The organism is Erwinia sp. E602, assembly GCF_018141005.1.
Taxonomy (GTDB): Bacteria; Pseudomonadota; Gammaproteobacteria; order Enterobacterales; family Enterobacteriaceae; genus Erwinia.
Genome location: NZ_CP046582.1, coordinates 265757 through 292193, shown reverse-complemented (window position 1 = coordinate 292193; position 26437 = coordinate 265757). Strand labels below are relative to the sequence as shown.

Annotated in this window: 26 protein-coding genes; 5 read left to right on the top strand and 21 right to left on the bottom strand. The window is 59.8% G+C overall.

Annotated features, from left to right (window positions below; translation table 11 throughout):
• Positions 1 to 4: 4 nt before the first annotated feature.
• The 3 genes from gntK to GKQ23_RS02680 all read right to left on the bottom strand — a co-directional run bounded on the left by gntK (position 5) and on the right by GKQ23_RS02680 (position 2900).
• Positions 5 to 544, bottom strand: a complete 540-nt coding sequence (gene gntK, locus GKQ23_RS02690) for a gluconokinase (protein WP_056232613.1) — start codon at positions 542 to 544, stop codon at positions 5 to 7.
• Between the two features lie 445 nt (positions 545 to 989).
• The gene (gntR, locus tag GKQ23_RS02685) at positions 990 to 1985 is read right to left on the bottom strand and encodes a gluconate operon transcriptional repressor GntR (RefSeq protein ID WP_212409712.1); all 996 of its coding nucleotides are present in this window, start codon (positions 1983 to 1985) and stop codon (positions 990 to 992) included.
• A 219-nt stretch (positions 1986 to 2204) separates the two neighbouring features.
• Positions 2205 to 2900, bottom strand: a complete 696-nt coding sequence (locus GKQ23_RS02680; RefSeq protein ID WP_056232617.1) for a pirin family protein — start codon at positions 2898 to 2900, stop codon at positions 2205 to 2207.
• A gap of 583 nt (positions 2901 to 3483) precedes the next feature.
• On the opposite strand from GKQ23_RS02680, the gene GKQ23_RS02675 reads away from it, so the two are divergent.
• Positions 3484 to 3978 carry a GNAT family N-acetyltransferase gene (locus GKQ23_RS02675; RefSeq protein ID WP_212409711.1) on the top strand — a complete coding sequence of 165 codons (495 nt, stop codon included), beginning with the start codon at positions 3484 to 3486 and terminating at the stop codon, positions 3976 to 3978.
• Positions 3979 to 4370: 392 nt separating this feature from the next.
• Here GKQ23_RS02675 and ggt read toward each other — a convergent pair whose 3' ends face one another.
• Positions 4371 to 6119 carry a gamma-glutamyltransferase gene (gene ggt, locus GKQ23_RS02670; RefSeq protein ID WP_212409710.1) on the bottom strand — a complete coding sequence of 583 codons (1749 nt, stop codon included), beginning with the start codon at positions 6117 to 6119 and terminating at the stop codon, positions 4371 to 4373.
• A gap of 161 nt (positions 6120 to 6280) precedes the next feature.
• Between ggt and GKQ23_RS02665 the strand changes: the two genes are divergently transcribed.
• Positions 6281 to 6574, top strand: coding sequence for a DUF2756 domain-containing protein (locus tag GKQ23_RS02665; RefSeq protein WP_056232799.1), 294 nt, complete (start codon positions 6281 to 6283; stop codon positions 6572 to 6574).
• A 104-nt stretch (positions 6575 to 6678) separates the two neighbouring features.
• On the opposite strand, the gene ugpQ is transcribed toward GKQ23_RS02665, so the two are convergent.
• The 10 genes from ugpQ to GKQ23_RS02615 all read right to left on the bottom strand — a co-directional run bounded on the left by ugpQ (position 6679) and on the right by GKQ23_RS02615 (position 16815).
• Positions 6679 to 7416, bottom strand: a complete 738-nt coding sequence (gene ugpQ, locus GKQ23_RS02660; RefSeq protein ID WP_212409709.1) for a glycerophosphodiester phosphodiesterase — start codon at positions 7414 to 7416, stop codon at positions 6679 to 6681.
• A 1-nt stretch (position 7417) separates the two neighbouring features.
• The gene (locus tag GKQ23_RS02655) at positions 7418 to 8488 is read right to left on the bottom strand and encodes a sn-glycerol-3-phosphate import ATP-binding protein UgpC (protein WP_212409708.1); all 1071 of its coding nucleotides are present in this window, start codon (positions 8486 to 8488) and stop codon (positions 7418 to 7420) included.
• Between the two features lie 3 nt (positions 8489 to 8491).
• Complete coding sequence (gene ugpE, locus GKQ23_RS02650; protein WP_056232625.1) at positions 8492 to 9337, bottom strand: sn-glycerol-3-phosphate ABC transporter permease UgpE; 846 nt, start codon at positions 9335 to 9337, stop codon at positions 8492 to 8494.
• Positions 9334 to 10221, bottom strand: coding sequence for a sn-glycerol-3-phosphate ABC transporter permease UgpA (gene ugpA, locus GKQ23_RS02645; RefSeq protein ID WP_056232627.1), 888 nt, complete (start codon positions 10219 to 10221; stop codon positions 9334 to 9336). The genes ugpE and ugpA overlap by 4 nt, the downstream gene beginning before the upstream one ends.
• Positions 10222 to 10296: 75 nt before the next feature.
• Positions 10297 to 11613 carry a sn-glycerol-3-phosphate ABC transporter substrate-binding protein UgpB gene (ugpB, locus tag GKQ23_RS02640; protein WP_056232630.1) on the bottom strand — a complete coding sequence of 439 codons (1317 nt, stop codon included), beginning with the start codon at positions 11611 to 11613 and terminating at the stop codon, positions 10297 to 10299.
• A 270-nt stretch (positions 11614 to 11883) separates the two neighbouring features.
• Positions 11884 to 12597: a high-affinity branched-chain amino acid ABC transporter ATP-binding protein LivF gene (livF, locus tag GKQ23_RS02635; protein WP_056232632.1), complete on the bottom strand. Its 714-nt coding sequence runs from the start codon at positions 12595 to 12597 to the stop codon at positions 11884 to 11886.
• Position 12598: 1 nt separating this feature from the next.
• A complete protein-coding gene (gene livG, locus GKQ23_RS02630) occupies positions 12599 to 13363 on the bottom strand; it encodes a high-affinity branched-chain amino acid ABC transporter ATP-binding protein LivG (RefSeq protein ID WP_101506781.1) in 765 nt (254 codons plus the stop codon).
• On the bottom strand, positions 13360 to 14634 hold the full coding sequence (locus tag GKQ23_RS02625) for a high-affinity branched-chain amino acid ABC transporter permease LivM (RefSeq protein ID WP_212409707.1): 1275 nt from the start codon (positions 14632 to 14634) through the stop codon (positions 13360 to 13362). Before GKQ23_RS02625 ends, livG begins: the two co-directional genes overlap by 4 nt.
• Positions 14631 to 15557, bottom strand: a complete 927-nt coding sequence (gene livH, locus GKQ23_RS02620) for a high-affinity branched-chain amino acid ABC transporter permease LivH (protein ID WP_056232638.1) — start codon at positions 15555 to 15557, stop codon at positions 14631 to 14633. The genes GKQ23_RS02625 and livH overlap by 4 nt, the downstream gene beginning before the upstream one ends.
• Positions 15558 to 15699: 142 nt before the next feature.
• Positions 15700 to 16815 (bottom strand): branched-chain amino acid ABC transporter substrate-binding protein, encoded by a 1116-nt coding sequence (locus GKQ23_RS02615; protein WP_212409706.1) that lies wholly within the window; start codon positions 16813 to 16815, stop codon positions 15700 to 15702.
• A 414-nt stretch (positions 16816 to 17229) separates the two neighbouring features.
• On the opposite strand from GKQ23_RS02615, the gene panM reads away from it, so the two are divergent.
• Positions 17230 to 17634: an aspartate 1-decarboxylase autocleavage activator PanM gene (panM, locus tag GKQ23_RS02610; protein WP_212409705.1), complete on the top strand. Its 405-nt coding sequence runs from the start codon at positions 17230 to 17232 to the stop codon at positions 17632 to 17634.
• 131 nt (positions 17635 to 17765) lie between these two features.
• On the opposite strand, the gene GKQ23_RS02605 is transcribed toward panM, so the two are convergent.
• From GKQ23_RS02605 to ftsY, 7 genes are all read right to left on the bottom strand, one after another.
• On the bottom strand, positions 17766 to 18077 hold the full coding sequence (locus tag GKQ23_RS02605; protein WP_212409704.1) for an AzlD domain-containing protein: 312 nt from the start codon (positions 18075 to 18077) through the stop codon (positions 17766 to 17768).
• Positions 18074 to 18796, bottom strand: a complete 723-nt coding sequence (locus GKQ23_RS02600; RefSeq protein ID WP_212409703.1) for an AzlC family ABC transporter permease — start codon at positions 18794 to 18796, stop codon at positions 18074 to 18076. Before GKQ23_RS02600 ends, GKQ23_RS02605 begins: the two co-directional genes overlap by 4 nt.
• A gap of 79 nt (positions 18797 to 18875) precedes the next feature.
• The gene (locus GKQ23_RS02595; protein WP_212409702.1) at positions 18876 to 19724 is read right to left on the bottom strand and encodes an AraC family transcriptional regulator; all 849 of its coding nucleotides are present in this window, start codon (positions 19722 to 19724) and stop codon (positions 18876 to 18878) included.
• Positions 19725 to 20435: 711 nt separating this feature from the next.
• Positions 20436 to 21290, bottom strand: coding sequence for an RNA polymerase sigma factor RpoH (rpoH, locus tag GKQ23_RS02590; RefSeq protein WP_056232650.1), 855 nt, complete (start codon positions 21288 to 21290; stop codon positions 20436 to 20438).
• Positions 21291 to 21583: 293 nt separating this feature from the next.
• Positions 21584 to 22576: a permease-like cell division protein FtsX gene (ftsX, locus tag GKQ23_RS02585; protein WP_056232652.1), complete on the bottom strand. Its 993-nt coding sequence runs from the start codon at positions 22574 to 22576 to the stop codon at positions 21584 to 21586.
• The gene (ftsE, locus tag GKQ23_RS02580) at positions 22566 to 23234 is read right to left on the bottom strand and encodes a cell division ATP-binding protein FtsE (RefSeq protein ID WP_056232654.1); all 669 of its coding nucleotides are present in this window, start codon (positions 23232 to 23234) and stop codon (positions 22566 to 22568) included. The genes ftsX and ftsE overlap by 11 nt, the downstream gene beginning before the upstream one ends.
• 5 nt (positions 23235 to 23239) lie before the next feature.
• Complete coding sequence (ftsY, locus tag GKQ23_RS02575) at positions 23240 to 25234, bottom strand: signal recognition particle-docking protein FtsY (protein ID WP_212409701.1); 1995 nt, start codon at positions 25232 to 25234, stop codon at positions 23240 to 23242.
• Between the two features lie 175 nt (positions 25235 to 25409).
• Between ftsY and rsmD the strand changes: the two genes are divergently transcribed.
• A complete protein-coding gene (rsmD, locus tag GKQ23_RS02570; protein ID WP_056232659.1) occupies positions 25410 to 26015 on the top strand; it encodes a 16S rRNA (guanine(966)-N(2))-methyltransferase in 606 nt (201 codons plus the stop codon).
• Positions 26005 to 26274: a DUF1145 family protein gene (locus GKQ23_RS02565; protein WP_056232661.1), complete on the top strand. Its 270-nt coding sequence runs from the start codon at positions 26005 to 26007 to the stop codon at positions 26272 to 26274. The genes rsmD and GKQ23_RS02565 overlap by 11 nt, the downstream gene beginning before the upstream one ends.
• Positions 26275 to 26437: the final 163 nt, after the last annotated feature.

Here is a 26437-nt window from a genome sequence, read left to right as displayed (position 1 = left end):
CATCCTACTTATTGTTGTTGATCGCGCCGTCAATGGTCTTCAGGGTGGCGGCAATTACCTCTTCCAGCGACTGATTAATATCGACGACCAGCACGTCCTGCTCATCCCGGCCCGGCTCTTCCAGCGTGGCGAACTGGGTGACCAGCATCTGCGGCTTAAAGAAGTGGCCTTTGCGCGCGCGCAGACGTGACTCAATGGTGTCGAAATCGCCCTTCAGATAGACAAAGGAGAGGTTCTGGTTGCCGTCGCGCAGGATATCGCGGTAGTGCTTTTTCAGCGCCGAACAGACGATCAGCGACACGTCGTTGGTGCGCTGCATGGCGAAAGCGGCATCGTTAATCGCCTGCAGCCACGGCTTACGGTCGTCGTCATTCAGCGGGTGCCCCTGCGACATCTTTTCGATATTGGCGCGCGGATGCAGAAAATCGCCGTCAAGAAAGGCGGCTTTCAGCTCATGGGCGACGGCGTTGGCCACGGCGGATTTGCCGCTGCCGGAGACGCCCATCAGCACAAACACGTGATTGGCGACGGAAGCTGTTGTCATGGTAGTCACTCCGTTTATCGGGTACAGGTGGAAGAGTTAGGTTTGTTATCGGTAACTTGTTATCGGTAACATTGTCTGGTGGTGTAAGAAGTATGGCAACAGCTGGCGCGTAAAAAGCTGGTAATTGTGAGGAGGTTCAAAAAATGGAGAGAATTAACCGGCAAGGGGCACGAAGGGATAACTTAGGGTGCTGACAGGTGCAAACCGCTCATAAGCAGCCGGCAGTCTGTTAGAGGTTTGCCGCTGTCAGCAGCCACAGACCGGACAATCTGACCGAACGTAGGGCTGCAGGCCTGGTCTGCCAGCCTGATCCAGCAGCACGTAGCTCAGGCTTCATTCCACTCCGGCGGGAGGGGAACGCGACCCGCTACCGCTCATATGCCGCCGCCCGAACGTTAACCTACTTTATCCCGTCCCGGCGGCCCGGTTCGTCAGCCACTCCAGGTCAGATACTGCCACCCGCTGAAATGGTAAAGCCGATATCAACAGGCTTATCACTTACGGCTTCGCCGGCAATACGCGCCAGCAGCAGCCGGGCGGCCTCCTGCCCCATCCGCTCACGCGGCGTCTGCACCGTCGCCAGCGGCGGATTGATCGCCTGGGCGATATCGTGGCCGTGGAAGCCGGCGATCGCCATCTGTTCTGGCACCTTAAGCCCCTGACGCTGGCACTCGAACAGCGCACCGACCGCCAGGTCATCGTTGGTACAGAACAGGCTGTCGACCTGCGGATAACGCTTCTGCGCCTCGCACATCAGCATCGCCCCGGCCGAAAACGAGGATGCCGCTTCCATCATCACCGTCATTGGCTCCAGCCCGGCATCGTGCATCGCCTGCCGGTAACCCTGTTCTTTCAGCAGCGTGCGCTCGTCCAGCCGCGCGCCGAGATAAACCGGATGGCGGTGGCCCTTATCGAGGATCGCCCGGGTCATCTGCCGTGCCGCCTCGACGTTATCAAAGCCCACTGCCATATCCAGGCACGGCGATACCGAGTCCATCATCTCGATCACCGGGATACCGGCGGTTTCAATCATCCGCAGGCTGGCGGCGGTGTGGGTGCGTTCGGTGAGGATCAGGCCATCGATGTTCCAGCCCAGCAGCGAGCGCAGCTGCAGCTCCTCCTTCTCCGGGCTGTAGCCGAAGTGGCCCAGCAGGGTCTGATAGCCCGCCGCATCGGTAACGGTCTCGATGCCGCGCAGCACGTCGGCAAACACCTGGTTGGTCAGCGAGGGCAGCAGCACGCCGATCGCCCGGCTGGTGGCGTTGGAGAGCATATCCGGCGCGCGGTTAGGGATGTAACCCAGCTCGTCCAGCGCCGCCGCGATCTTGTCACGCAGCGCGGCAGAGACCTGATCGGGGTTGCGCAGGTAGCGGCTGACGGTCATTTTGGTGATACCGATGCGATCGGCAACATCCTGTAGTACCGGTCTTTTTTTCTTCATCAGGCCCAACGGCGGTTACGGAAATATGCCGCTGAGTGTATCAAAGACCGTTACAAAAAGAGAAAGGGCGCGGTAAACCGCGCCCAAAGTGTGATGGAGTTAACGTTGCGGCCCGCCTCCCGACCTGACGGATGGCGGCCATACCCGGGATAATCCTGGCGGATGGCGTGCCGGTCTGACTGCGATAACCCGGCCGACACGCCATTTAACGCCATATAATCACACCGGCGGCAGATCAAAGATCAACACTTCCGCATCGCTGCTGGCGGTAATCGCCACGGTTTTTTCGTCCCAGATGGCGAAGGCATCACTGGTACCGGCGCTTTCACCGTTAACGGTAACGTCACCTTTTACCACCTGGATCCAGATGCGGCGGGTGTCGGCCACGTCAAACTGCCCCTCTTCACCGGCTTTCAGCGCCCAGCGCGACAGCGTCATATCCTGGAACACCTTCAGCGAACCGTCACGGGCGTCCGGCGACAGCACCAGCTGGCGGCCCTGCACGTCGTCGAAGCGGCGCTGCGCGTAACGCGGCTCGATGCCGGTTTTCTCCGGAATGATCCAGATCTGGTACAGGTGCAGCGGCACCTCTTTGCTGGCGTTGTACTCAGAGTGACGCACGCCGGTACCGGCGCTCATAATCTGGAACTCACCCGCCGGGATCTGCTCCTTGTTGCCCATGCTGTCCTGGTGCTCTACGGTGCCGGAAAGCACGTAGGTCAGGATTTCCATGTCTTTGTGCGGATGGGTGCCGAAGCCCTGGCCCGCGTCGATCACGTCTTCGTTAATCACCCGCAGCGCCGAGAAGCCCATAAAGTTGGCGTCGTAGTAGTTAGCGAAAGAAAAGGTGTGGTAGCTGTCCAGCCAGCCATGGTTAGCGTGACCGCGATCTTGTGCTTTGCGTAAGAAAATCATATTCAGTTCTCCTCAATGTTTAGACTTAGTCTGAACCTGATTCACCGCCGTTGATAGCGGACAAAATTGTCTCCTCTGTTCAAAATATTCGAGTAAGTTTCAGCAGGCACATCAGGAAAACTGCGAGTGTGAGGATCCCAGGTGTTGAACGGCAAATGGCAAATAGCGAACGGTGGAAGGTTGGCGGTGGGCGGTGGCGTAGTGGCGTAGTGGCGTAGTGGCGTAGTGAGCAAGGATTAGTAAGTACAAACTGTAAGCAGTAAGCAGTGGCCAGTGGGCAGTGGGCAGTGGGCAGTGGGCAGTGGGCAGTGGGCAGTGGGCAGTGGGCAGTGGGCAGTAAGTAATGAGTGGCGGGAGATTTAGGCAAAAAAAAGCCAGCACCCGAGCTGGCTAAGTAAATCCTGGAAGCAATGTGAGCAATGTCGTGCTTTCCAGCCCGGACCGTGAGCCCTGCTGAAAACGCATGACAATAATAATCATTATCATTCGCACCTGTAAAGCCCTTTCCCGAAGTTTTTTTGCTTGATCTGTCAATTAAAAACCCTGATTTTAAAGAGGATTTCATTAACTACGGAGAGGAAAAATGAGTGAGATAACCGTTCGCCACGTGGTCCCGGAAGATGCCGAAGCCCTGCAGGCGCTCTATGGCCAGCCAGAAACCTACAGCGACACGCTACAGCTCCCTCATCCCTCTCTAATGAAATGGCGCGAAAAGCTCGCCGCAATCCCGGACGGCACGCAGATGCTGGTCGCCTGCATTGACGGTAAGATAGCTGGCCAGGCCACCGTTTACATTAACGGCCCGGCCCGCCGCCGCCATTCGGCCAGCTTTGGCCTCGGCGTGGACGTGCAGCAGCGCGGTAAAGGCGTCGCCAGCGCGCTGATGCGCGCGATACTGGATCTGTGCGACAACTGGCTGGGCGTCGATCGCATTGAACTAACGGTATTCGCCGACAACCCGGCCGCCGTGCGCCTGTACGAAAAATTCGGCTTCGAAACCGAAGGCCGCGCCCGCCGCTTCGCCATCCGCAACGGCCAGCAGGTGGACGCCCTGTATATGGCGCGGTTTAAACCCTGACTAAGGTGCCGGAAAATGGCGTTACTGCGTGTCCGGAGGTTTGGTCGCTGCGGCTCCTGGGGTGGGGTCGGCCGTTGGCGACAGAACGCCCGGCGAACCTGTTCACCAACGACCTCCCCTTCCAGCTATTGCATCGCTTTGGAAAAAACCATGCGCATGCTGAGTTATGAGGTCTTGAGGGGTTTAAGGCAGCAACACAGAAAATTACGGGCAATCGGGGTTATCCGGGTTAGCGGACCGTCGGCGCGCAGGGACGCGCGCCGCCGAGCGCACACGGACGTGTTCATAGCGTGTCCGCGATCCGGATAACCCCGATAAGCCGGGCACCTGCCCCCGAAGCGACCCGCACCTGAAGCGACCTGCCCCGAAGCGACCCGGCTCCAAAGATAAAGTCAGTACCCCGCCGTCAAATCATCCGGCGTACGCGGGTCAGACGCACCGTAACGCGTGCCGTCCGGCCCCAGCATAATGCTCTGGGTGCTGCCCATCGCCGACTGCACCTTCACATTCTGCCCCTTCTCCGCCAGCAGCTTCAGCGTATCCGGACTAAAACCCTTCTCCACGCGCAGCTGATCCGGCAGCCACTGATGATGGAAGCGCGGCGCGCTGGTCGCTTCCGCCACGTTCATCCCGAAATCGACGCTGTTCACCACCATCTGCAGCACGGTCGTGATAATACGGCTGCCGCCCGGGCTGCCGGTCACCAGCCAGGTCTTACCGTCTTTAGCCACAATCGTCGGTGACATCGACGACAGCGGACGCTTATGCGGCTGCACCGCGTTGGCTTCCCCACCGACCAGCCCGTAAACGTTCGGCGTGCCCGGCTTGGCGGAGAAATCGTCCATCTGATTGTTCAGCAGAATGCCGCTGTCACCCGCCACAATACCGCTGCCGAAGTTGGTGTTCAGCGTATAGGTCACCGCCACCGCGTTGCCGTCCTTATCCACCACCGAGAAGTGGGTGGTCTGGTCACTCTCATAAGGTGCCAGCTTGCCCGGCTTGATCTCAGACGACGGCCGCGCCTTCGCCAGATCGATCTGCTGCGCCAGCGACTTAGCGTAGGCCTTGCTGGTCAGCGCCTGGGTCGGCACCTTCACAAACTCCGGATCGCCAAGGTACTCGGAACGGTCGGCATAGGCGTACTTCTCCGCCTCGGCCATCACCTGAATCGCATCGGCGCTGCCAAAGCCCATCTTCGCCAGATCAAAGTTTTCCAGGATATTGAGGATCTGCACAATATGGATACCGCCGGAAGACGGCGGCGGCATTGAGAACACCTCGTAGCCGCGATAGGTGCCGCTGACCGGCTTACGCTCTACCGCGCGATAATTCGCCAGGTCAGTCTTGCTAATCAGCCCGCCGTGCTCCGCCATCTCTGCAGCGATCTGATCGGCAATCTCACCCTTATAGAATGCGTCCGGCCCCTGCTTTGCAATCAGCTCCAGGCTGTGCGCCAGCCGCTTCTGCACCAGCGTTTCGCCTTTCAGATACGGCGTACCGTCCGCTTTAAAGAAGATCGCCTTACTGTTTGGGTGGTTAAGCAGCACCTCTTTACCGTACAAATTAAGGTCATCGGCCAGCGAATCATTGACCACGATACCCTGACGCGCCAGCTCCAGCGCCGGTTTAATCAGGGTGCTGAGCGGCAGCGTACCGTACTCTTTATTTGCCAGCGCAAAACCGGCCACCGTGCCCGGCACGCCGGACGCCAGGTGCGAGGTCAGCGATTTTTTACTGTCGGCGTTGCCGTCGGCACCGAGGAACATATCGCGGCTGGCGCGTACCGGTGCCATCTCGCGGAAATCGATGGCCGTGGTGTTACCGGCCGCGGTGCGCAGCATCATAAAGCCACCGCCGCCGATATTACCCGCCTGCGGGTGCGTCACCGCCAGCGCAAAGCCCACCGCCACCGCCGCATCCACCGCGTTACCGCCCTGCTCTAAAATCTTCACCCCCACGTTAGTCGCCGTGGCATCCACCGAGGCGACCATGCCGTGCTGCGCCCGCACCGGGTGAAAAGTATCGGCGCTGACGCCGTAGGAAACCGGCGGCGCGGTCGGTGCCGCCACCGCCCCCTGCCACAGCAGTAAACCGGCCAGCAACGACCCTGACAGCCGCCTGAAGCTAACTTTTCTGTCCATTGTTACATCCTTTAATGTTATTTACGTTGGGTTTGCCATTGATAACTAAGCACATAAATGGACGTCTCGCGAACATTAGCGTAATTCAGGAGCACTCCTGGAGCCTCTTCCCGGCGGATAACATAAAATTAAGCGAGTAACACGGAGGAATCCCAATGAAGATGACAACGAAATGGTTAGTGATTTTTGCCGCTGTCGTGCCGCTGAGCGGGATGGCGAACATGTTAAACAACAGCAATAACCCGAACCAGCCCGGCTACAATCCGAGCACCCGCAACGTGCAGCAAAGCATGCAGAATCAGCAGTCGCAGCAGAAGCTGAAGCTGCAACAGGATCAGCAACGCCAGCAGCAGGATCTGCAGCGTAAGATTCAGGAGCAGCGCGACAGCGCCTCGCAGCGGGTAATCAAATCCCAGCCGGGGCAGCAGCAGACTGGTGGCGCAGGAAAATATTGATTCGCGGCAGATCGCGACGGGGGCAGCCTGCCCGGCACAGATAACGCAGCAGGCTGCAAACCCGCCGTCACCAGAGATCGCGTCTGCCAGGCCAGTTGCCCGTATCAGACGAAATCCGCCGTAATAATATCAATGCGGTCGGTGCAGATGGCGTCCACGCCCCACTGCAGCAGCTGGCGCGCCCGCTCCGGTTTGTTGACGGTATAGACCAGAATACGCAGCCCGGCCTGCTTCAGCAGCGCCACCCGTTCGGCATCCAGCAGCTTGTGATTGAGGTGAATGGAGACGCACTCCAGCGCCCGGGTCATCTCCGGCCAGTTCTCATCCCACTCGTCAAGCAACAGCCCGCGCGGCAGCTCCGGTGCCGCCTCCATCGCCGCTTCCAGCGCGCGGTATGAGAAGGATGACAGCAGCGGTAACGTCTGCCCCTGCCACAGCTGGCGTGCCGCCAGCGCAATCGCCCGGCCGGTGATCACGTCGTGGCCGGATGTCGGCTTAATCTCGATATTCGCCGCGATCTGATGCTGACGGCAGCGGTCAGCGACCTGCGACAACGTCGGTAGCCGCTCACCGGCAAACGCGCCGCTGAACCACTCGCCAGCATCGAGCTGCAGCAGTTTTTCCCACGGCAGCTCGCCGGCGATGCCCCAGCCGTTGCTGGTGCGGTCCAGCGTGTCGTCATGCAGCAGGAAAATTTCACCGTCCTGCGACAGCTTGGCGTCAAATTCGATCATCCGGTGCCCTAGCCGGGCACCGAGGTCAATCGCTGCCAGCGTGTTTTCCGGGGCCAGCTTGCCGCCGCCGCGATGGGCGACGATCGGAGGATAAGGCCAGTTATTCATATCATTCTATCCGTTGTTCGTTGGCGTCAAAGTAGTGGCACGACTGCGGCGACAGGCGAAGCCACAGTGTAGTCCCCGGTTTCGGACGCACCGAGTGCGGCAGGCGTACCACCATTTTACTGCTGCCCCAGCGGCCGTGCGCCAGGTTGTCAGCACCGAGCATCTCCAGCGTTTCCACCACCAGCGGAATACCGCCTTCCTGCTGCGTTGAGACGTCAATATGCTCCGGCCTTACCCCAACGGTCAACGCCCGGCGGGCGGCACTGGCCTCCAGCGCCCCCAGCGGCAGGCTGAAACCGCCCTTAAGGGCAAAACTCAGGCCGTCATCGCTCAGCTGACCGTCCAGCAGGTTCATCGCCGGCGCGCCGATAAAGCTGGCGACAAAGCGGGTGGCCGGGCGCTCGTAGATCTCCACCGGCGTGCCCAGCTGCTCCAGCACGCCTTTGTTCATCACCATCACCCGCTGGGCAAGGGTCATTGCTTCAACCTGGTCGTGGGTCACGTACAGGCTGGTAGTGTTCAGGCGGCGGTGCAGCTGCTGCAGCTCAAGGCGCATCTGCACCCGCAGGCGGGCGTCAAGGTTGGATAACGGCTCATCAAACAGGAATACCGCCGGTTCACGCACGATGGCACGCCCCATCGCCACGCGCTGGCGCTGGCCGCCGGACAGCTCGCGCGGGCGGCGCTGCAGCAGTGCCTCCAGCTCAAGGCTGCGCGCGGCTTCCAGCACTTTCTCACGGATCTGCGCCTTGCCCATGCCGCGGATCTTCAGCCCCCAGGCCATATTCTCTTCCACGCTCATATGCGGATAGAGCGCGTAGTTCTGAAACACCATCGCGATGCCGCGATCTTTCGGCTCTTCATCGGTGACCCGGCGCGAATCAATCCAGATATCGCCGCTGGTCACCCGCTCCAGCCCGGCGACCATGCGCAGCAGCGTCGATTTGCCACAGCCGGACGGCCCGACCATCACCATAAACTCGCCGTCCTGGATGGTGACGTCCAGCGGCTGAATGATCTGAATTTTGCCGTCATAGGATTTGGTTACTGCCTGAAGTCTTACCCCTGCCATACGTTATTTCTCACTCTCAACCAGACCACGCACAAAGGCGCGCTGCATAACCAGAACAATGATCACCGGCGGGATCAACGTCAGCAGCATTGCTGCCATCACTTCATTCCACTGGGTCGGCGACCCGCTGGTATTAATCATGCTTTTAATCCCCGCCACGGCGGTGCTCAGCGAGGCGCTGTCCACCACCAGCAGCGGCCACAGATACTGGTTCCAGCCGTAGATAAAGGTGATGACAAACAGCGCCGCCAGGTTGGTTTTTGACAATGGCAGCACGATGTCGCGGAAGAAGCGCAGCGCGCTGGCGCCGTCAATGCGTGCTGCCTCCATCAGCTCATCCGGCAGCGACATAAAGAACTGGCGGAACAGGAAGGTGGCGGTGGCCGAGGCCATCAGCGGCAGGGTCAGGCCGCTGTAGCTGTCGAGCATATTCAGGTCGGCGATTACCTGCACGGTAGGGAAGATACGCACTTCCACCGGCAGCATCAGAGTGACGAAGATCATCCAGAAGAACAGGTTACGCAGCGGGAAGCGGTACCACACCAGCGCAAAGGCGGAGAGAATCGAAACGCTGATTTTGCCGACGGTGATCGCCAGCGCCATCAGCAGGCTGTTCAGCATCATCATACTGAATGCCGGGCCGTTGCCGTTCACCCCGTGCACCCAGATCTTACTGATATTCTCCCACAGGTGGCTGCCCGGGATCAGCGTCATCGGCACCTGATATACCGCGTCATTGTCCAGCGTCGCGGCGACAAAGGCCACGTAGAGCGGAAACAGAATGGTCAGCACGCCTAAGATCAGCAGCGTGTGGCTGAAGATATCCAGCCCGCGTCGGTTTTCAATCATTGGTAACGCACCTTACGCTCAACAAAGCGGAACTGAATCACCGTCAGCACGATCACCAGCAGCATCAGCACCACCGACTGCGCCGCAGACGAGGAGAGATCGAGGCCGGCAAAGCCTTCACGGTAAATTTTGTAGATCAGCGTGGTGGTGGCCTGCACCGGACCGCCGCCGGTGGCGGCATCGATCACCGGGAAGGTGTCGAAGAAGGCGTAGACCAGGTTAATCACCAGCAGGAAGAAGCTCACCGGGGTAATCAGCGGCAGCGACAGGCAGAAGAAACGCCGTACCGGACCGGCGCCGTCGATAGCGGCGGCTTCCACCAGCGATTTCGGGATCGACTGCAGCGCGGCGAAGAAGAACAGGAAGTTGTAGCTCATCTGCTGCCAGATCGACGCCAGAACGATCAGAAACATCGCCTGGCCGCTGTTCTGCGCGTAGTTCCAGTTGTAGCCCCACTGGTTCAGCAGGTGGCTGAACAGGCCGAGGCCGGGGTTAAACAGGAACATCCACAATACCGCCGCCACCACCGGTGCCACCGCATAGGGCAGCAGCAGCAGGGTCTGGTAGAGTTTTTTCAGCCGTACGACGTGATCGACCAGCGCCGCCAGCAGCAGCGAGAAGGTCATACCGCAGACGGTAACCAGCCCGCTGAACTTGATGGTGGTCCAGAAGGACTCGAGGTAGTACGGGTCGCTGAACAGCCGTTTAAAGTTCTCCAGCCCGACGAAGGTGCTGGAGATGCCGAACGGATCGAGGTTCTGCAGCGAGTACCACAGCGCCTCGCCGGCCGGCCAGAGAAAGAAGATCGCGGTAATCAGCAGCTGCGGCAGCACTAACAGATAGGGTAGCGCGCTGGTGCGGAAAACGGGACGGGGTTGGGACATAGTTGAACTCCGAAAAGCACATCGGGCGGCATTGCTGCCGCCCGTTAGCCGGATTGCTCCGGCCCCAGCGAATACTTACTTCGTCTGCTGTTCGAAACGGCGCAGCAGCTCATTACCACGCTTCACGGCGTTATCCAGCGCAGCCTGCGGGGTCTGCTTGCCGGTCCATACGCCTTCCAGCTCTTCGTCCACGATGGTACGGATCTGCGGCATATTGCCCAGACGCATGCCTTTGGTGAACGGCAGCGGATCTTTGTTCAGCATCTGACGGGTGGCGGTATCGGCACCCGGGTTCTTGTCGTAGAAGCCCTGCTGTTTGGTCAGCTCATAGGCGGCGGTAGTGATCGGCAGGTAGCCGGTTTTCTGGTGCCACTCGGCGGCGATTTCCGGGGTAGCCAGGAACTGCATAAACTCGGCCGCGCCCTTGTAGGTCGCCGCGTCTTTGCCCTTCATCACCCACAGGCTGGCTCCGCCGATAATGGCGTTCTGCGGCGCGTTCGGTACGGTCTCATCGTACGGCATCATGCCAACGCCGAAGTTGAATTTAGCGTACTTACGGATGTCGGCCAGCGAGCCGGAGGAGGCGGTGGTGATAGCGCAGTCGCCGTTGTAGAACTTGGACGTCGACTCATCTTTACGGCCGAAGTAGGTGAAATCACCCTTCTTGTTCAGATCCTCCAGCAGCTGGATATGGCGTACCTGCACCGGCTTGTTGAACTCCAGCACCGCGTCGGTACCGTCGAAGCCGTTGTTTTTGGTCGCCACCGGCAGGCCGTGCCAGGCGCTGAAGTTCTCAATCTGGATCCAGCCCTGCCAGCCGCTGGCGTAACCACAGCTCATGCCCGCTTTACGCAGCGCGTCGGTGTCTTTCGCCAGCTCCTGCCAGGTTTTTGGCGGCTGGTCCGGGTTCAGGCCGGCTTTCTTAAAGGCGTCTTTGTTGTAGTACAGCACCGGGGTGGAGCTGTTAAACGGCTGCGAAATCAGCTGGCCGTTGCTGTCGCTGTAGTAACCGGCCACCGCAGGTACGAACTGCTTAGGGTCCATCGCGATACCGGCATTTTTAAACACTTCATGCACCGGTACGATCGCTTTTGAGGCCATCATGGTGGCGGTGCCCACTTCATACACCTGCAGCAGCGCCGGTGCTTTGCCGGTGCGCACGGCGGCGATGCCGGCGGCCAGGCTCTGCTCGTAGTTGCCCTTATAGGCCGGTACGATTTTGTAATCCGGGTGCGTTTCATTAAAACGCTTAGCCAGTGAGTCCACCTCAACGCCCAGCTCGCCTTCCATCGAGTGCCAGAACGGAATTTCGGTAGCAGCCAGTGCGCTGCCGCTAAAGGTCAGACCCAGCACGAGGCTGAGTGCGGTACGACGGAATGCGGTAGATGACATATCGGTTTCCTGTGCCCGTTTTAATGATGCGCGATTCCGCGCACTGTGTGAGTCGGCAAGTAACATGCCACGGCTGAATGACAGATTAATAATAGATATATGTCAGAAATGTGACGGGCGGATGACGGGAAAGTCGGCGCGGGACTACAAAACTGGGACGAGAGTAACAACTTTACGCAATAGCGGAGAGATGACGATCACAGAATTAAAACGAAGATGTACGCACGATCGGCACAAAAAGGGGCAGCCAGAGCGGCTGCCCGCAATCACTTAGCCGCCCAGGTAGGCGCTGCGCACCGCCTCATTGGCCAGCAGCGCGTCACCGGTGTCTTCGAGCACCACATGACCGTTTTCGAGCACGTAGCCACGGTCGGCCAGCTTCAGCGCCTGGTTAGCATTCTGCTCCACGAGGAAAATGGTCATGCCTTCCTGACGCAGCTGTTCGATGGTGTCGAAAATCTGCTGAATGATGATCGGAGCCAGCCCGAGCGAGGGTTCGTCCAGCAGCAGCAGGCGCGGCTGGCTCATCAGCGCACGGCCGATGGCCAGCATCTGCTGCTCACCGCCGGACATGGTGCCGGCGCGCTGCACGCGACGCTCCCACAGGCGCGGGAACAGTTCGTAAACGCGCTTAATGCGCTGCTGATACTGCTGGCGCTCGGCAAAGAAACCGCCCATCGCCAGGTTCTCTTCCACCGTCATCCGTGAAAAAACGCGGCGCCCTTCCGGCACGATAGCGATCGCTTCACGCATAATGCGCGCCGTCTGCCAGTCGGTAATGTCTTTGCCGTCGAAGGTAACGGTGCCCTGAGTAGCACGCGGTTCGCCGCACAGGGTGCCGAGGATGGTGGTTTTCCCCGCCCCGTTGGCCCCGATCAGGGTGACGATTTCACCCTGACTGATGTGCAGGCTGACGTTGTGCAGCGCCTGGATTTTACCGTAGTGGGTGCTGATATTGTTCAGGGACAGCATTGGGTTACTCATATTAAGCCTCCCCGAGGTAAGCGCGGATCACGTCCGGGTTATTGCGGATCTCGTCCGGCGTGCCGTTGGCCAGCGGCGTGCCCTGGTTCACCACGTAGATGCGATCGGAAATGCCCATCACCAGTTTCATATCGTGTTCAATCAACAGTACCGAGACCTTATGTTCCCCGCGCAGTTCGGCGATAAGCTCGTCCAGCTCGTGGGTCTCTTTCGGGTTAAGACCGGCCGCCGGTTCATCCAGCATCAGAATTTCCGGGCGGGTCACCATACAGCGGGCGATCTCCAGCCGGCGCTGCTGGCCGTAGGCGAGGTTGCCGGCCTGGCGGTTGGCCAGCTCCAGCAGCCCGACGCGCTTCAGCCAGGTGGCGGCACGATCCAGCGCCTCGCTTTCCGCCCGGCGGAAGGCCGGGGTTTTCAGCAGGCCGGAGAACACTCCGCTCTGCAGGTGCTGATGCTGGGCAACCAGCAGGTTTTCAATCACCGTCATCTCACGGAACAGGCGCACGTGCTGGAAGGTGCGCACGATGCCCATACGGGCGATCTGCTGGCCCGGTAACCCGGCCAGCTGTTTGTCACCCAGCATAATCGAGCCACCGGTCGGCTTATAAAAACCGGTCAGGCAGTTAAACACCGTGGTTTTACCGGCGCCGTTCGGGCCAATCAGTGAGACGATCTCCTGCGGGCGCAGCTCAAGCTCGACGTTATTGACCGCCAGCAGGCCGCCGAAGCGCATCATCAGGCCGTTGACTGCTAACAAAGGCTTCATGCCTGCTCTCCTTTTTCCGCTGACTTCAACTTCAGGTGCGGACGTTTCATCGGCAGCAGACCCTGCGGACGCCAGATCATCATCAACACCATCAGGCCACCGAGTACCAGCATGCTGTACTCGTTAAGGTCACGCATCAGCTCACGCGAAACCACCAGCAGGATTGCGGCCAGGATCACCGCAAACTGTGAGCCCATCCCGCCCAGCACCACGATGGCCAGCACAAACGCCGACTCGGCAAAGGTGAAGGATTCCGGGCTGACAAAGCCCTGACGCGCGGCAAACAGGCAGCCGGCAAACCCGGCAAAAGCGGCGCTGATGGTGAACGCGGTCAGCTTAATACGCGTCGGGCTGAGGCCCAGCGAGCGGCAGGCAATCTCGTCTTCACGCAGGGCTTCCCAGGCACGCCCCAGCGGCATGCGCAGCAGACGGTTAATCACAAACAGGGTGATCACCACCAGCAGCAGCGCCACCAGATAGAGGAAAATAATGCGGTCGCTCGGGTCATACTTCAGGCCAAAGAACTCGTGGAAGGTGCCCCAGCCGCCTTCGCGTACGCTGCGGCCAAACTCCAGGCCGAAGAACGACGGTTTCGGGATCTGGCTGATGCCGTTCGGGCCACCGGTGATTGCGGTGTTGTTAAGCAGCAGGATACGCACGATTTCACCGAAGCCGAGCGTCACAATCGCCAGGTAATCCCCGCGCAGGCGCAGCACCGGGAAGCCGAGCAGCAGGCCAAACCCGGCGGCCACCAGCCCGGCCAGCGGCAGCGACTGCCAGAAGCCAAGACCGTAATAGTGGTTGAGCAGCGCGAAGGTGTAGGCACCGATGGCGTAGAAGCCGCCGTAGCCGAGCACCAGCAGGCCGGACAGCCCGACCACCACGTTCAGGCCGAGGCCGAGCATCACGTAGATCAGCGTCAGGGTGGCGATATCCACCGTACCGCGCGACACCAGGAACGGCCACGCGGCCGCCGCAACGATCAGCGCCAGCAGAAACAGCTTCTGCTTCGTCGTGGAACCGTCAATGCCGGGCAGCACCAGCGACGGGCCGCTGACTTTTTTCAGGCCGCTCTGCACCAGCGGGCGCAGCATCTGAAACAGAAACACCACGCCACAGCCGACGGCGATCCAGTTCCAGCGCACCTCACCGGCGTTGCTGACCACCAGACGCGTGCCGTCGAGGTTGAGCCGCATACCCATAAAGAACGCGGCCAGCACCAGCAGCATCAGGGCTGAGACAAACGCATTAACCAGGTTGAGCTTCTTCATACTTTCTCAACCTCCGGGCGGCCAAGGATACCGGTCGGCATCACCAGCAGCACCACGATCAGCAGCGCAAAGGAGACCACGTCTTTATATTCAGTGCTCAGGTAAGCCGAGGTCAGCGCTTCGGCGATGCCGAGGATCAGGCCACCGACCATCGCCCCCGGAATGCTGCCGATGCCGCCGAGTACCGCGGCGGTAAACGCCTTCATGCCGGCCATAAAGCCGATATAGGGGTTGATCACGCCGTAGAACTGGCCGAGCAGCACGCCCGCCACCGCGGCCATCGCCGCGCCAATCACAAAGGTCAGCGAGATCACCCGGTCGGTGTTAATGCCCAGCAGGCTGGCCATCTTCAGGTCTTCAGCACAGGCGCGGCAGGCGCGGCCCATGCGGGAATAGCGGATAAACAGCGTCAGCGCCAGCATCGACAGGAAGGTCACCGCCCAGATGACGATCTGCATGGTGGAGATAGTGGCGGCAAAGCCGTTGCTTTCACCCAGCGTCCACTGCCCGGTCACCAGGCTTGGCAGCGCGAGGTCGCGCGAGCCCTGGGTCAGGCTGACGTAGTTTTGCAGGAAGATCGACATCCCGATGGCGGAGATCAGCGCGATCAGGCGCTTAGAGGAGCGCACCGGCCGGTAGGCCACGCGCTCAATGCTCCAGCCGTAGCAGGAGGCAATCACCACCGCAACGACAAAGCCCGCACCGATCAGCACCCAGCTGACGTCGATACCGACCATCATCAGCGCGGCGATAACGATAAACGAGACGTAGCTACCGATCATATAGACTTCGCCGTGGGCGAAGTTAATCATGCCGATAATGCCGTAGACCATAGTGTAGCCGATGGCGATCAGTGCATACGTACTGCCCAACGTCACGCCGTTGAACATTTGCTGCAGGAAATAGAGAAACTGCTCAGACATACCTTAATACCTTACAAATTGTCCTGCGCTGAATACATCAACGCCTGGCAAAGCCTGCCAGGCGTTATTGTCGCAGGCCAGTTGGATGCGACCAGCGCGATCCGGCGCGCTGACCAATCCCCAGCGGGCCGGAACCGGCGGTTTATTTCACCGCGGTGGATGAACCGTCGGCGTGCCACTGGAAGATACCGAACTCAAAGCCTTTCAGGTCGCCCTGCGCGTTCCAGTTCAGGTCGCCCATCACGGTTGGAACAGCGGCACCCTCTTTCAGGTTTTTGACGATGTCTGCCGGCTCCTCGCTCTTGCTGCGTTCCATACCGGCCGCCAGCGACTGCAGCGCCGCGTAGGTGGTCCAGACGAACGGGCCGGTTGGGTCCAGTTTCTTCGCCTTCAGCGCATCGACGATGGCTTTGTTGGCAGGCACCTGATCGTAACGCTTCGGCAGCGTCACCAGCATACCTTCAGAGGCCGCACCGGCAATGTTAGACAGTGAGGAGTTACCCACGCCTTCCGGGCCCATAAACTGGGTTTTCAGGCCGGCCGCGCGAGCCTGGCGCAGGATCTGGCCCATCTCCGGGTAGTAACCGCCGAAGTAGACGAAATCGATGTTCTCTTTCTTCAGACGCGCCACCAGGGTGGAGAAGTCTTTATCACCGGCGGTGATGCCTTCAAACAGCACCACGTTGCCGCCGGATTTTTTCAGGCTCTCCTGCACGGAGCGCGCCAGGCCTTCACCGTACTGCTGCTTGTCGTGGATCACCGCGATGCGCTGCGGTTTGATCGCGCTGAGAATATAGTTCGCAGCGGTCGGGCCCTGATCGGAGTCCAGGCCGGTGGTGCGCATAATCAGCTTGTAGCCACGGGTGGTCAGGTCCGGTGCGGTGGCCGCCGGGGTAATCATGATCACGCCTTCATCTTCATAGATGTCTGATGCCGGCTGGGTAGAGGAGGAGCACAGATGGCCGATCACATAACGGATGCCGTCGTTGATCACCTTGTTGGCGACCGCGACCGCCTGTTTTGGATCGCAGGCGTCATCGTACTCCACGCCGACCAGCTTATTGCCGTTAACGCCGCCTTTGGCATTGATGTCAGCAATCGCCTGTTTGGCACCGGTAAACTCCATATCACCATACTGCGCCACCGGGCCGGACATGGCACCGACGATAGCGACTTTGATATCTGCTGCTGATGCAGCGTGGCTTAATGCCAGGGCCATACAGCCAGCCAGCAACGCGCGACCTTTACTGATTTTCATCCGAACTACCCCATCTGTTGTGGTTGCTCCCTTCATCCGCAGCGTGCGGACTTCGGGTATTATTTGCCGGTGAATCTGCGAAAACGCTTTGAGTAAGAAAGAGTTAGGCCAATTCCCGACAGTTTTTATGAATAACGCTTTAAATTTCAGGTTATTAAACAGGAATATTCTGCTGTAAATCAACCGACATATTCAGTAAATGGTGGGATTGCCAGAACAATTAACTGGCATGAACGGTGGCATTTCAGACAACAATCCAGGATATTATGCTGGTCAGAACGCAACCAGAGACCGGATTACCCTGGATACTGCACAAATCAGGCACCGATCGCCTCGTTTTTGCGCAAAAATCTTATCGCACTGAGTATGGTCGACTTCGCTACAATATGCCTTTCCCCCGTATGGATTCATTTGATGAAACTTTCCGTCATCCGCCTGCAACAGCTCTCTGCCCAGGATTTTATCGACCTCGGCAAAATCTGGCCCCGCACCGAACTTCCCGCGCTGGCGCAACAGCTGAGCAGCGAGCAGCAACTTTATGCGGCTAAATTTAACGATCGGCTGCTGGCGGCGGTAAAGGTCGGGATCGAGGGTGCACACGGGCGGCTGACGCAGCTGGAAGTCCGCGAAGTGACCCGCCGGCGAGGCGTCGGGCTCTACCTGCTGGAAGAGGTGCTGGCGCATAACCCGCAGGTGACACGGTGGTGGGTGGCGCAGGATGGTTCATCAGACCCGGAGGTAATTTCCGCCTTTATGCAGGCAGCAGGCTTTACCCCCGGTGCTGATGGCTGGCGGAAGACGTGCAACGGCTTACCCTAACGTCACTGACGGGCGGCGGGCGGCGGGCGGCGGGCGGCGAGACGATACCACCAGAAACCTGGCAACCGCATAGCGTCGCAACGACCTGCAACTAACCGGATTTCATGCCGCGTTACCCGCCAGTACCTGACTTACAACAGCCAGCTTATCAGGTAAAACACCCCCAGAATCAGCAGTACGCTCAGCACCATATGCCGTACCCGGGCGGCAATGACTACCCCGGCCACTGCACCGTACAGGTAAGGATTATCCGCCATCCCGCGCACGGCCCCGTCGTGCAGCAGAATAATCGGCCCACAGATGGCGGTCAGCAGGCAGGGGGCCGAATACTTCAGCGCCTCACGCAGCAGCGCGGGCAGCCGCACCGGCACCATAGGTTCCAGAAATACGTAGCGGTTAAAGAACACCAGCGCCGCCAGCGCCAGCAGCAACGTCCAGCTCATTTTGCCCCCTGGGTCAGGCGGGCAACCGCCACCGCCGCAAGCATGCCGCTCAGTCCGGCGATCACGATTGCTCCCTCAACCCGGTACAGGCTGAGGATCATCGACAGCAGCAGCGATACCACCACGCCACACAGCACGCTGCGTGATTGAACCATCGGTACCACGATGGTGATAAAGGTGGCGACAATGGAGAAGTCGAGATGCCAGCGGTCCAGATCCGGGATCGCCGAGGCCATCACCACTCCCGCCAGGCTGAACAGCACCCAGCACAGGTAAAAGCACAGGCCCGCGCCGATCAGATAGCCCGGCGTCAGCTTCTCCTTCGGCTGCGCGCTGGCGAGGGCAAACAGCTCATCGCACAGCAGATAACCAATCGGCAGCCGGTAACGCAGCGCCATCCGCGCCACGGTTTCGCGCAGCGTCAGGCCGTACAGCAGGTGTTGAGAGGTAATAAAAAACACCGAGACCACGATGGTCAGCACGCTGCCGCCGGAGAGCAGCAGCCCCAGCGTCACCAGCTGGGCGGCACCGGCAAAGATAATCGCCGACATCCCAAGGCTCTGGGCAAAGGTCAGCCCGGCCTGCACCGCCATCGAACCGGCGAGGATCCCCCACGGGATCACCGACAGGCACAGCGGCAGCATCGCCACCGCGCCGCGAAAAAAACCGGACCACGGCCGTTGCGGGCCCGATCGTTCAGAGAGCAGTACATTATCCATCACGCAGGTTCCTGTAAAAAAATCAGCAGGCAGTGTGACGGCCGGGCGGGTATGAAAGCTTGAAGGAAATTGCGCCGGTTCAGCGGCGCGAGGGCTGCCTTCTGCGCGCCTGCACGTAGTCACCCGGCGTGATGCCGATTGAGTTTTTAAAGTGACGGGTGAAGTGGCTTTGATCGGAGAAGCCGCAGCGCAGCGACACCTGGGCAATCGCTTCACCGCGATCCAGCCCTTCCCGCGCCCGGCACAGCCGCTGCTGTAACAGCCAGGCGTGCGGCGTCATCCCCAGGCTTTTTTTGAACTGGCGCAGGAAGTACCACGGACTAAGCCCGGCTATCTCCGCCAGCTGCTGCAGCGACCAGTTCTGCTCCGGATGGGCAGCCATCAGCTCACGCACCGGCAGTACCGCCCGCGTAGCATCGGCGACGGCCGCCGGCACCACGCGGGTGCGGCTGTAGCGCATCACCAGCCAGGCGAAGGCGGTCAGCAGCAGCGACTCTTTCAGCAGCGTATTGCCCTGCTCCGGCAGCAGGGAAAACAGCAGCCGCAGCTGCGCCGACAGCGCCGGGTCGTGCAGCACAGCGTCCGGGAACCACGGCACCGCCCCCGGATCCGCGCCGGGCGACAGGCGGGCAAACAGGTCAGGGTGCGGATAGATTGCCCGGTAGGACCAGCCGCCTTCCACCTCCGAACAGCCGGTATGCACCTCATCGGCGTTGACCAGAATAATATCGCCGCTGGGGGCCACGTGGTCGCCGCCGGAACGCCAGAAGCGCTGCGCGCCGGTCTCAATCACGCCGACGCAGAAGGTTTCATGCACGTGGCGCGGAAAGCGACGGCGGTGGTAGTTCGCCTCCAGCATGGTCAGCCCGTCGAGTTCCTCAAGGCAGAACAGCGTGGCTTTCTCACCGGGTGCAGCGTTGTCATCCATCGTTTTCAGCCTTGAACAAAATTGCGGTCAGAGATGGTGTTGATTACTCACTTTCTGAAGCCAGAAACAAAAAAACCGCCGTAGCGGCGGTCGATTTGTGCTGGTCGGGTTAGCGGCCTTTCCAGCAGGGCTTTGGTTACCAACGTAACGCAAGCACAAGCGAGTGTTTGTATACTGAGCTGCAATCAGGCGAGTGTCAAGTATCTTAGGGTGGTGAAGATGTATACAATACCTGCGGGCCTTTTCGCCGCCTTAGCAAGCGGGCACCGGATTCAGGAAAGGATATCCAATGGCCGTAAACGTAAGCACAAGCGAGTGCTTGCATTCACGGTTTCATCTCCGGTGGTGGCACCGTGAAGCGGTCTGTTGCAAGGACCGCGCAATGAAACGATACCTGCGTATTGTTCTCGTTGTCTCTGCCGCGCTGCTGTTAGCCGGAACCGGGGGCTGGAGCATCTCCAATAACTCGATTTCAGTGATCATCAACATGGCAGGCAAGTAAGCCGGTGGCCGCCCGGCAACGGGCGGCTCACTTCAAAACCAGGTAAAACACAGACAGCAGGCATAAAAAAACCGCCCCAGGGAGCGGTTTCTTTGTGCCGGTCAGGTTAGCGGCCTTCGCGGCGAACTATGGTTACCAACGTAACGCAAGCACAAGCCAGTGAACAGATATTAAGCTAATTTAGAACGTGGTTCAAGCACTCTGCGAAGTCAGGCCTCAATCGCCATACGCAGCTTTTTCATGGCGTTCTTTTCCAGCTGACGCACGCGCTCGGCGGAGACGCCATACTGGTCGGCCAGCTCCTGCAGGGTGGTCTTGTTATCATCGTCCAGCCAGCGGGCGCGGATAATGTGCTGGCTACGCTCGTCCAGCGCCAGCATCGCATCGCTCAGCTTGTCGGCGGCGTGATCGTCCCAGTTGTCTTCCTCGATGCCGTTGGCAAAGTCAGAGGTTTTATCCTGCAGATAGAGCATCGGCGCCATGGAGCGGCCTTCGCCTTCATCTTCCGGCGTCGGGTCAAAGGTCATGTCCTGCGCGGACATGCGCGACTCCATCTCGCGGACGTCTTTGCTGGAAACGCCCAGCTCGCGCGCCACCATTTCGACCTCATCCTGATTGAACCAGCCGAGGCGCTGTTTGCTTTTACGCAGGTTAAAGAACAGCTTACGCTGAGCTTTAGTCGTCGCGACCTTCACAATACGCCAGTTACGCAGCACGTATTCATGGATCTCCGCTTTAATCCAGTGCACGGCGAAGGAGACCAGGCGCACACCCACTTCCGGGTTGAAACGGCGCACGGCTTTCATCAGGCCGATGTTACCTTCCTGGATCAGGTCCGCCTGCGGCAGGCCATAACCGGAGTAATTACGAGCGACGTGAACAACAAAGCGCAGGTGAGACAGGATCAGCGTTTTTGCTGCTTCCAGATCAGCCTGGTAATGCAGCCGTTCAGCCAGCGCTTTTTCCTCTTCTGCCGTCAGCATAGGCCAGGCATTGGCCGCCCGGATGTACGCATCCAGGTTGCCTAAAGGAGCAATAGCTAAAGTTTGCATTTCTTTGGTCATTCAAACCCTCTCTGTATCAACTATCGTGGTTGCGCCACTCCCTGACGCGGCTGACTACACTACGCGAATCGCTAACGGATTAGGAAGCAATCTGTGCGCCATTATGCGTCAGTGTCTTAAATTCAGACATCAGAGTTATCCACAAGTTCAGTTGGATCGGTGGATAAGCATGAGATCTGCTGTTGCGCGGCGGCGGTAAGGATGGCAGGGGGAAGTGACAAACTGATGAACTTCCTCTGCGGCACAGGCTCACGCAGCAGAGGAAGATTATATCAAAAAAACGTGTTAATGCGTTACTGCGGCGTAAATCGGCGTAAATGTTGCACCGTCGCCAGCCAGGCCGCAATCCAGCCAATCATCGCGGCTATCAGCAGCAGCAGCAGGCCTTCATCCCAGCCGAGGCCGTGCAGCGCAAAGGTGGTGCCAAACACCGTCGCCACCTCGGCCACCACCGACTCCAGCCGCAGTACCAGGATTTCCGACAGCACCAGCGACAGCAGCGCGCCGCTAAAGCCCAGCAGCGCACCACCGTAGAGGAACGGCCGCAGGATAAAGCCGTCGGTAGCGCCGATCAGCTTCTGCACGTTGATGGTATCGCGCCGCGAGAAGATGCTCAGGCGCACGCTGTTGCCGATCACCAGGAACACCGCCACTATCATCAGCACGCCGATCATCGCCGCCACCTGGCCCACCAGCCCGGTCAGCGCCGCCAGGCGGGCAAACCAGCTGTCGTCCATCTTCACCTCATCAATACCCTGCACCTTCGCCACGCGATCGCGCAGGGTGGTCATGCTGTCGGTGCCCTGGAAACTGAGCTTCGGCGTAATGATGGCCACCGCCGGTAATGGGTTCTGTTCCAGCATATCCATCGCGCCGCCAAAGCCGGACCAGTTGCGGAACTCGCCCTGCGCCTCTTCCCGCGACAGATAGTTGACCTTCTCCACGCCCTCTTCCTGCTTCAGCTGATTAACCACGCCTAAGGCGGCATCATCATCCAGCGTCTTGCTCAGGTAAACGGTAATCTGCGGCGCGGGGTACCACTGGTCGGCGGCCTGGCTGACGTTCTTCCACACCAGATAGCAGACGCTCGGCAGGGTCAGTGAAATGGCAATCACCATAATGGTCAGCAGGGTCGCCAGCGGCTGACGCCACATATCCGAGAGTGAGCCACGCATTGCGTAGCGCCACTGCTCCTGCCAGCCGCCCTTCAGCGCCTTACTTTTAGACGGCACCTTCTGCGGCTTCGCTTTGGGCGCCGTCGAGCGGGCATTACGCTTATTCACCACGATAACCTCCGTGCAGTCGTCCCTGGCTCAGCGTCATCAGGCGATAGTTGCGGCGGGCGATCAGCCCCATATCATGGGTCGCCATCAGCACCGTCACCCCAACGCGGTTAAACTCTTCAAACAACCGCAGAATATCTTCTGACAGCGCTTCATCGAGGTTACCGGTCGGTTCATCGGCCAGCAGCACCGCCGGCTTGTTGACCACCGCACGGGCAATGCCCACGCGCTGCTGTTCACCGCCGGAGAGCTGGATCGGGAAGCTCTTCGCTTTGTCGAGCAGGCCGACCTTATCCAGCGCGGCAGAAACGCGGCGGCGTATATCTTCGCCGCTGGCCCCGGCAATAATCAGCGGGATAGCGACGTTGTCATACACCGAGCGATCCATCAGCAGATGATGATCCTGGAAGATCATGCCAATCTGCCGGCGCAGAAACGGCACTTCACGGCTTTTCAGACGGCTGATATCGTGGCCGCCGAACCAGATATGCCCGGCACTCGGGCGTTCAATGCCACAAATCAGCTTCAGCAAGGTACTTTTCCCCGCCCCGGAGTGTCCGGTCAGAAACGCCATTTCGCCGGGACGCAGATGAAAATCGACCCCCTGCAGCGCTTGCCGACCGCCGAGATAAGCCTTACTGACTTCTTCAAAGCGAATCATCCTAATTAGTCCTCTCGGGCAAAAAGTGCCTCAATAAAATCGTCAGCCTTAAACGATCGCAAATCTTCAATGCCTTCACCCACGCCGATATAGCGAATCGGAATGTTGAACTGATCGGCCACCGAGAAGATCACCCCACCCTTCGCCGTACCGTCCAGCTTGGTCAGGGTAATTCCGGTCAGGCCGACGGCCTCGTGGAACAGTTTAGTCTGGCTAATCGCATTCTGGCCGGTGCTGGCATCAATGGTCAGCATCACCTCGTGCGGCGCGTCCTCGTCCAGCTTCTTCATCACGCGGGTGATCTTTTTCAGCTCTTCCATCAGATGCGCTTTGTTCTGCAGGCGGCCGGCGGTATCGGCGATCAACACGTCGACGTTACGCGCTTTGGCGGCCTGGATAGCATCGAAGATCACCGAGGCGGAATCGGCACCGGTATGCTGGGCCACTACCGGAATATTATTGCGCTGACCCCACACCTGCAGCTGCTCAACGGCGGCGGCGCGGAAGGTATCCCCCGCGGCCAGCATCACCGATTTGCCTTCGGCCTGGAACTGGCGCGCCAGCTTGCCGATAGTGGTGGTTTTACCCACGCCGTTGACGCCAACCATCAGGATCACAAACGGCTTGTTCGGCGTGATATCCAGCGGCGCTTCCACGTCGGCCAGGATGCCGGCCATTTCTGTTTTCAGCAGGCCGTACAAGGCTTCGGCATCGCGCAGCTGACCACGGCTGGCCTGCTGCGTCAGGTTGCCGATGATGCGGCGGGTGGTTTCCACGCCAACGTCGGCGATCAGCAGCTGCTCTTCCAGCTCTTCAAACAGGTCATCGTCGATTTTTTTGCCGCGGAACAGGCTGATAAAGCCGGACCCGAGGTTCTGGCGGGTTTTCACCAGGCTGCGTTTCAGGCGGGCGAAGAAACCTTCTTTGGTCGGACGCGGCTGCCCGGCCTGCGCGGCTAAGCGGGCGGCTTCTTCCTGCTCTGCCAGCAGCGCCGCATCTTCAGCCTCGGATTCAGCAATAGCAATGGCCTCCGCTTCGGCACGGGCGGCGGCTTCGGCCTCTGCGCGGGCAGCGGCTTCGGCTTCGGCTTCGGCGCGGGCAGCAGCTTCGGCCTCTGCGCGGGCAGCGGCTTCGGCTTCGGCTTCGGCGCGGGCAGCAGCTTCGGCCTCTGCACGGGCAGCGGCTTCGGCTTCGGCGCGGGCGGAGGCTTCGGCCTCTGCACGGGCAGCGGCTTCTGTCTCAGCACGGGCAGCAGCTTCGGCCTCTGCGCGGGCGGCGGCTTCTGTCTCAGCACGGGCAGCAGCTTCGGCTTCGGCACGGGCAGCAGCTTCGGCCTCTGCGCGGGCAGCGGCTTCGGCTTCAGTGCGAGTCGCCGCTTCAATTTCAGCAGCTACCAGAGCTGCTTCTGCATGTGCAGCAGCCTGCTGTTCTGATGCGGTACGGGCAGCGTCAGCTACCGCACGGGCGTTCTCTTCCGCCTCAACGCGGGCCGCTTCAGCTTCCGCACGGGCTTTCTCTTCTGCCTCAACGCGGGCCGCTTCGGCCTCCGCACGGGCTTTCTCTTCCGCCTCAACGCGGGCCGCTTCAGCTGCCGCACGGGCGTTCTCTTCTGCCTCAACGCGGGCCGCTTCGGCCTCCGCACGGGCTTTCTCTTCTGCCTCAACGCAGGCCGCTTCAGCCTCCGCACGGGCTTTCTCTTCCGCCTCTACACGAGCCGCTTCGGCCTCCGCACGGGCTTTCTCTTCTGCCTCAACGCGGGCCGCTTCGGCCTCGGCACGGGCTTTTTCGGCCTCTGCGCGCGCAGCCTCGGCTTCGGCGCGAACTTTTTCTTCTGCTTCCGCCTGTGCGGCCTGCTCTGCGGCGGCACGGTCGGCGGCTTCCTGCGCGGCACGTTCGGCGGCCTGCTGCTCTAACGCCTGCTGTTCTTCATCCTGTGACGTCTTATCTTCACGCCCAAGGCCAAGCCAGGAGAAAAAGCCACGTTTTTTATTCTTTGCCATGTTGCCACCACGCTCCTCGCGGGAAAAACCGGTCCGGTTCCGGTATGAAAATTCAGCTGATAATTAATCCCTTAGTCTAACACTTTCTCCAGAGGGCGTTACAGCACCCTTTTTACGTTTCCTCGGCACGTTTCGCCCGTTAAACTGTGCAACAAATTATTAAGAGTTCAGCACCATGACTAAAAAACCCCGCAGTGCATCAGCCGGGCAAATTCGCATCATCGGCGGCCAGTGGCGCGGCCGTAAGCTGCCGGTGCCTGACAGCGCTGGCCTGCGCCCGACCACCGATCGGGTGCGTGAAACCCTGTTTAACTGGCTGGCGGCCGATATTCAGCAGGCCAGATGCCTCGACTGCTTCGCCGGCAGCGGCGCGCTGGGCCTGGAAGCGCTGTCGCGCCACGCGGCCAGTGCTACCCTGCTGGAGCTGGAGCGCCCGGTGGCGCAGCAGCTGGAAAAAAACCTCGCCACGCTGGGCAGCCGCAGCGGTCGGGTAGTGAATACCAATACCCTGCAGTTCCTCGCGCAACAGGGCGAGGCGCACCAGCTGGTGTTTATCGACCCGCCGTTTCGCAAGGGGCTGCTGGAGCAGACCGTAACGCTGCTGGAAAATAACGGCTGGCTGAGCGATGACGCTTTGATCTATGTTGAGTGTGAGGTGGAAGGCGGCGTGCCGCCGGTTCCGGTTAACTGGCACCTGCACCGGGAAAAAATTGCCGGCCAGGTCGCTTACCGGCTGTATGTTCGTCGCAGCCAACAAGGAGAGAGTAACCATGCTGATTAACGCCGGCCGCGTGCTGATGATTTTTGTCTGGGCCTTTTTGCTGCTCAACCTGGTGCAGCCGTTCCCGAAACCGCTGACCTATTTTGTCAACGTGGCGCTGTTCTTTATGGTGATTATGCACGGCCTGCAGCTGGTGCTGATGCGTACCACCCAGCCAGCGGGCGCAGCGAAACTCAGCGGCGTGATGCAGCTGAAGGTGTTCTTCTTCGGCGTCTTTGAACTGCTGGCCTGGCAGAAGAAACACTTCCCGAAACAGTAAAGTCTGGCGCACGTTTACCGGCAGCAGCACAGGGATTGCCGGCCCGCGGCAGCGGCCTGCCAACGGCGCAAGAGCGGTTTGCCGCGCCCGCTGATTGTCAGCGCGCCGCGCATTAGCCTAGACTGAGGGAGACATTGTGGAGTTTTTCATCTGCTATCAGGGA